The 4,291-nt window shown below is 60.1% G+C and carries 4 protein-coding genes; 3 read left to right on the top strand and 1 reads right to left on the bottom strand.

Annotated elements, in window-relative coordinates; all coding sequences use genetic code 11:
• The 3 genes from C8029_RS20980 to C8029_RS20970 form a co-directional block, all read left to right on the top strand.
• Positions 1 to 982, top strand: a 982-nt coding sequence (locus C8029_RS20980) for a strawberry notch C-terminal domain-containing protein (RefSeq protein ID WP_193217706.1), incomplete at its 5' end; no start/stop codon positions are given.
• Positions 979 to 2,025 carry a DUF7146 domain-containing protein gene (locus C8029_RS20975; protein ID WP_074646815.1) on the top strand — a complete coding sequence of 349 codons (1,047 nt, stop codon included), beginning with the start codon at positions 979 to 981 and terminating at the stop codon, positions 2,023 to 2,025. The genes C8029_RS20980 and C8029_RS20975, both read left to right, overlap by 4 nt.
• Positions 2,026 to 2,324: 299 nt before the next feature.
• Positions 2,325 to 3,236 carry a DUF2493 domain-containing protein gene (locus C8029_RS20970; protein WP_074646813.1) on the top strand — a complete coding sequence of 304 codons (912 nt, stop codon included), beginning with the start codon at positions 2,325 to 2,327 and terminating at the stop codon, positions 3,234 to 3,236.
• 184 nt (positions 3,237 to 3,420) lie between these two features.
• On the opposite strand, the gene C8029_RS20965 is transcribed toward C8029_RS20970, so the two are convergent.
• Entirely contained in the window at positions 3,421 to 4,053 is a 633-nt protein-coding gene (locus C8029_RS20965) for a hypothetical protein (protein WP_143026887.1), read from the bottom strand.
• Positions 4,054 to 4,291 lie beyond the last annotated feature (238 nt).

Below are 4,291 nucleotides of genomic sequence, written 5' to 3'. Positions count from 1 at the left end.
CCAGCAGTTCCTGAACCGCTGCCTGGCCCTCCGCATCGACATGCAGGATGCAATCTTTGAGGCCTTCGGCGGGTTTCTTTCGGCTATCATCGAAGATGCGCGCCAGGCAGGCACGCTGGACGTCGGGCTTGAGACCCTGCGCGCCGAGAAGTTCGAGATCGTCGACCGCAAGGTCATCTTCGAGCATGAGGCGACGGGCGCAACGGCAACCGCGCTGACCGTGGAGCGCACCGATCGCAACGATCCGCTCACCCTGCCCCGGGTTAGAGCGATCTGCGCCGATACGAAGGGTGCGACGCTCTGCTGGAACACCTCCTCCAAACGCGCGGCCCTGATGGTGAAGGCGCCGGCCTTCATGGATGAGGATGGCGTGCCGATCCTGCGGGTGAAGCTTCTGCGGCCCTTGGCGACCGAGATCCTCGCACTTTCCGAATTCTCGAAATCGCACTGGGAAGAGATTAATGATGCGATGTTCGAACAGCTCTGGCGGGCCGAGGTCGACGCGGTGCCGGAGTTCACCACGTCGAAGATCACACTGATCTGCGGCCTTCTCCTGCCAATCTGGGACCGGCTGCCCGCCGACAACATGCGCATCTATCGCCTGCAGACCGAGGACGGGGAGCGCGCCATCGGTCGCTTGGTCAGCCAGGAGCAGCTTCTCAATGTCTATGCGCGGCTCGGGCTCGATTGTCAGATCGAGATGACGCCGCAGGAGGTGTTCGGCGCGGTGATGGAGGCGCGAACGACCCTGAGCCTCCTTGGCGGCTACCAGCTGCGCCGGTCGCTGGTCATGGGTCAGCCTAGGCTCGAGCTGATCGGTGCGTCGGGTGCAGCCCTGCCCGGTCTGAAGGTCATGGGCTGCTTCACCGAAGTGATCCAATGGAAGACGCGGATGTTCATCCCGGTGGACGGCATTGACGTTCTTGCACGGGTTCTTGCCGCACATCCGGTTGGCGCAAGCGCATCGGAGGCCGCCGCATGAACGCGCGGCGCAGTATCGCAGACCTCTCGGCCGATCTGGCAGACCGTGCCGAGAGTTTCTGCCGACAGTATTTCCCCGAGGGGCGTAAGCAGGGCAACTATTGGCAGGTCGGCGATACCTCTGGCGCAAAGGGCCAGAGTCTCGCGATCCGGCTGCAAGCGCAGGGTGGTCGTAAAGCTGGGTCCTGGCAAGATTTCGCGACGGGTGAATATGGCGATCTGATCGACCTGCTGAAGGAACGGCTTGGATCGGTCACGCTGAAGGAAACGCTGAGGGAGGCCCGGTCCTTCCTCGGTGAGGCCCCCTGCCCTGCCGCTCTGCGTGACACCCGAAAGGCTGAGCGTCCGGATGCTTCCACGAACAAACGTATCGCGCGGGCGCGCAAACTCTTTGCCGCCGGCAAGCCGGTGCTTGGCACCTTGGCCGCCACCTATCTGCAAGGTCGCGGGATCACACGGCTCGGTCCTGCCCTCCGCTATCACCCACGGGTCTTTCTGCGGCAGGGCGAGGACGACGCCGATCCGCCGCAAAGGGCCCCTGCCCTGCTGGCGAAGATCACCGACAATCGTGGTCAGGTCACCGGATGTGCGCGCACCTATCTCGACCCGTCTACCGGCGGGTTGGCCGCGATCGAGAGCCCAAAACGGATCCTTGGGCAGCTTCATGGCCATGCCATCCGCTTCTGGTCCGGCTCACCTCGCAGCGATCTCATCGTCGGCGAAGGTCTCGAGAACACCCTCTCGATCGGCACCGCTCTCCCGGAGTTCGATCTCGCCTCCTGTCTCACCGCCACCCATCTCGGCCTCTTCATCCCGCCGCCGGGCATCCAGCGCATCTGGATCGCGCGGGACAATGACGAGGCTGGACGTAACGCATCCATAAGATTGCGTAACCAGCTGGAATTGATTGGAATTGCCTTTGGTGATCTCGTGCCAAACATGGGCGATTTCAACGACGATTTGCGGGCTTTTGGCAAAGATCCGCTGCGCCGGTCCTTGTTGAAGGCCATGAAAGCGCAAGGTCTGGAGATCGAGGACGGGTGAGCGCCAGCCTCCTCTCGTGATAACTGAAGGGGCAAAGGTTCCGCGGGCTCGATCTGATCCCGTTTGGATAAGGGGAGCGATGGACCGGCGGGTCGGAGCAGAGTGCTCCTCGCCCGGGCAGCAATGCGCCCCGCACCAAAAAATCCCCCTGAGCCTTCGGCTCATTCCTCGCGGGAACAATTTTCCGGCCCGCGGCGCATTCTCCGCTGCGCTTCGATCCTGACGGATGCGGCCCGGTCGCCGCCGGTCCTGTTATCGCCCCATCCAAATCGGGTCAGATCAAACAGAGGAACCAGACAATGCCCCATCAGACAGACATCCCCGAGGAGACCGGCGTAACCTCCGCCATCCTCGACCACCTCGCACTTCATGGCGCAACACCGGGACCTGGCGAGACCGATCACCGCCCCCTGCCCCAGCCTGACGAGGTTGATCTCGCCATGGCGACACTTTTTGAGACCACCACCGGCCTTCTCACTGGCAGCCAGTTGGAAGACAATCTCGAAGAGATGCTCTGGTCCCTCACCTCGATCTTCCATCGCCGGCTGGCCCATATCCAGAAGCTCCTCGACGACAATGAATCCGAGGTCCGGGAAAGTCTGGCCATCCAGGACGGCTCCGAGGTCGCCTCGGTCGAGCTGGAACGACTCCAGATGATCGGGCTCAAACTCTGGGACCATCGCGACGCTTTCGAACAGATGCGCGATTTGGCCGTGGACCATTTCTCGGCCGCCACCGGTTCTCCCTGGCTGCCCCGCACTGGATCACGCGTCTCTCATCGCGGCCTCACCTCCGCCGTGGTGGACAGCCGGGCCTATCTATCGGCCAAGCGCCGCAAGGAGACCGAGGTGCACTGCCCCGAAGGCACGCGGATCGCGTTCTCGGGCGGGGACTATCACGCCTACGATCTGATCTGGTCCGTCCTCGATGCCACCCATCAGAAATACCCCGACATGGTGCTCATGCATGGTGGCACTCCAAAAGGTGCCGAGATGATCGCCGCCCGCTGGGCAGATACGCGCGGTGTTACCCAGGTGGTCTTCAAACCCGACTGGAAGAGCCACGGCAAGGCGGCCCCCTTCAAGCGCAACGACAAGATGCTCGAGACCATGCCGCAGGGCCTGATCGCAACACCGGGCTCCGGGATCACCGAGAACATCGTCGACAAGGCCCGCAAGCTCGGGATCCGCATCAAGAGGATCGGGGCTTAGGCCCCGGTTCGTTTTCGGCTTAGTTCGACGAGGCTGCCATTGGAGCTATTTTCTTGAAAGGGGAGCAATGCAGTACGAAGTGAGATTTCGCTGTGGATGCGCCAATGGCCGCTTCGACGTTTCTGCATGCGGCACAAACGGTTGTTTTCGCCACTGACAGAAGCGTAGTTTTTGCAAATGAAGTTTATAGACTTCCTGAAATGCGACCGTTTCGCATTGTCAGTCCGAGCTCGTTGCCGCTAAGCGAAACAGAGACCGGCCCATGTCGATCGTACGCGTGAATGCTGCAAGTCCACGGCCCTCCGAGGTCCTCACTGATCGATCTGAAGCCATATCCATCCTCCGGCTGTGTTGGTTGGAAATCTCCATCTTCAAGCGCAATGAGAAATTTGATGTAGTAGGTGCTGTTTGGCTCAAAGATTAGCTCGACTTGCTCGCCTGCGGCTACACCTGTCGCCGTTGAAGCTCGGAATGACAGAGAGTTTCCGCCTTCCAACTTCGGCTCGCATGCCAACCTGTCTCCGATGAAACCAAGTTCACCACCTGTGTTTGTAACGGTCATTCGAAATCTATCTGCATCAATCAACTGACCGCCGATCAAAAAGTTTGCCCGATTGGGGTCGAGTGCCTGCAGAACATTGTTTGCGTTGATGCCTAAAACGGATACCAGCGCCACAAGTAGTCCCAATACTGGCGTCGAAATAGAGAAGTGCCGCCGCCAGTCGTTGAAGTGATTGCACTGCTTACAGAAAACATAGCCTTTCTGCATCGGCGAGCCACAAAATCGACAGCAAGTTTCTTCTACTTCATCGTTCACTGGTCGATCTCCTCGCGGCTGGTGTAGCTGAAATGTCGCAAAATCGACAGTATGTCTCCCACGCGATAGCTTTGCGGACAGTAGCCTACCGCCACTTTCTTAGGAAAGGCCTGTCGACTGCACTGGGCTAATATGTCGGTTTCACACTAGATCGCCAACCGTCGGCATCTCGTTCGGCTGTTCACCCACCTTCCTTCGTGGCCACCGCACTTCTCCCTTTGTCTGAGTTGCATGACAT

Source organism: Roseobacter sp. TSBP12, assembly GCF_009129705.1.
Classification (GTDB): Bacteria; Pseudomonadota; Alphaproteobacteria; order Rhodobacterales; family Rhodobacteraceae; genus Celeribacter; species Celeribacter baekdonensis_A.
The sequence above is the reverse complement of the archived record's forward strand: the minus strand, read 5'-3'. Positions and strand labels throughout refer to the sequence as shown.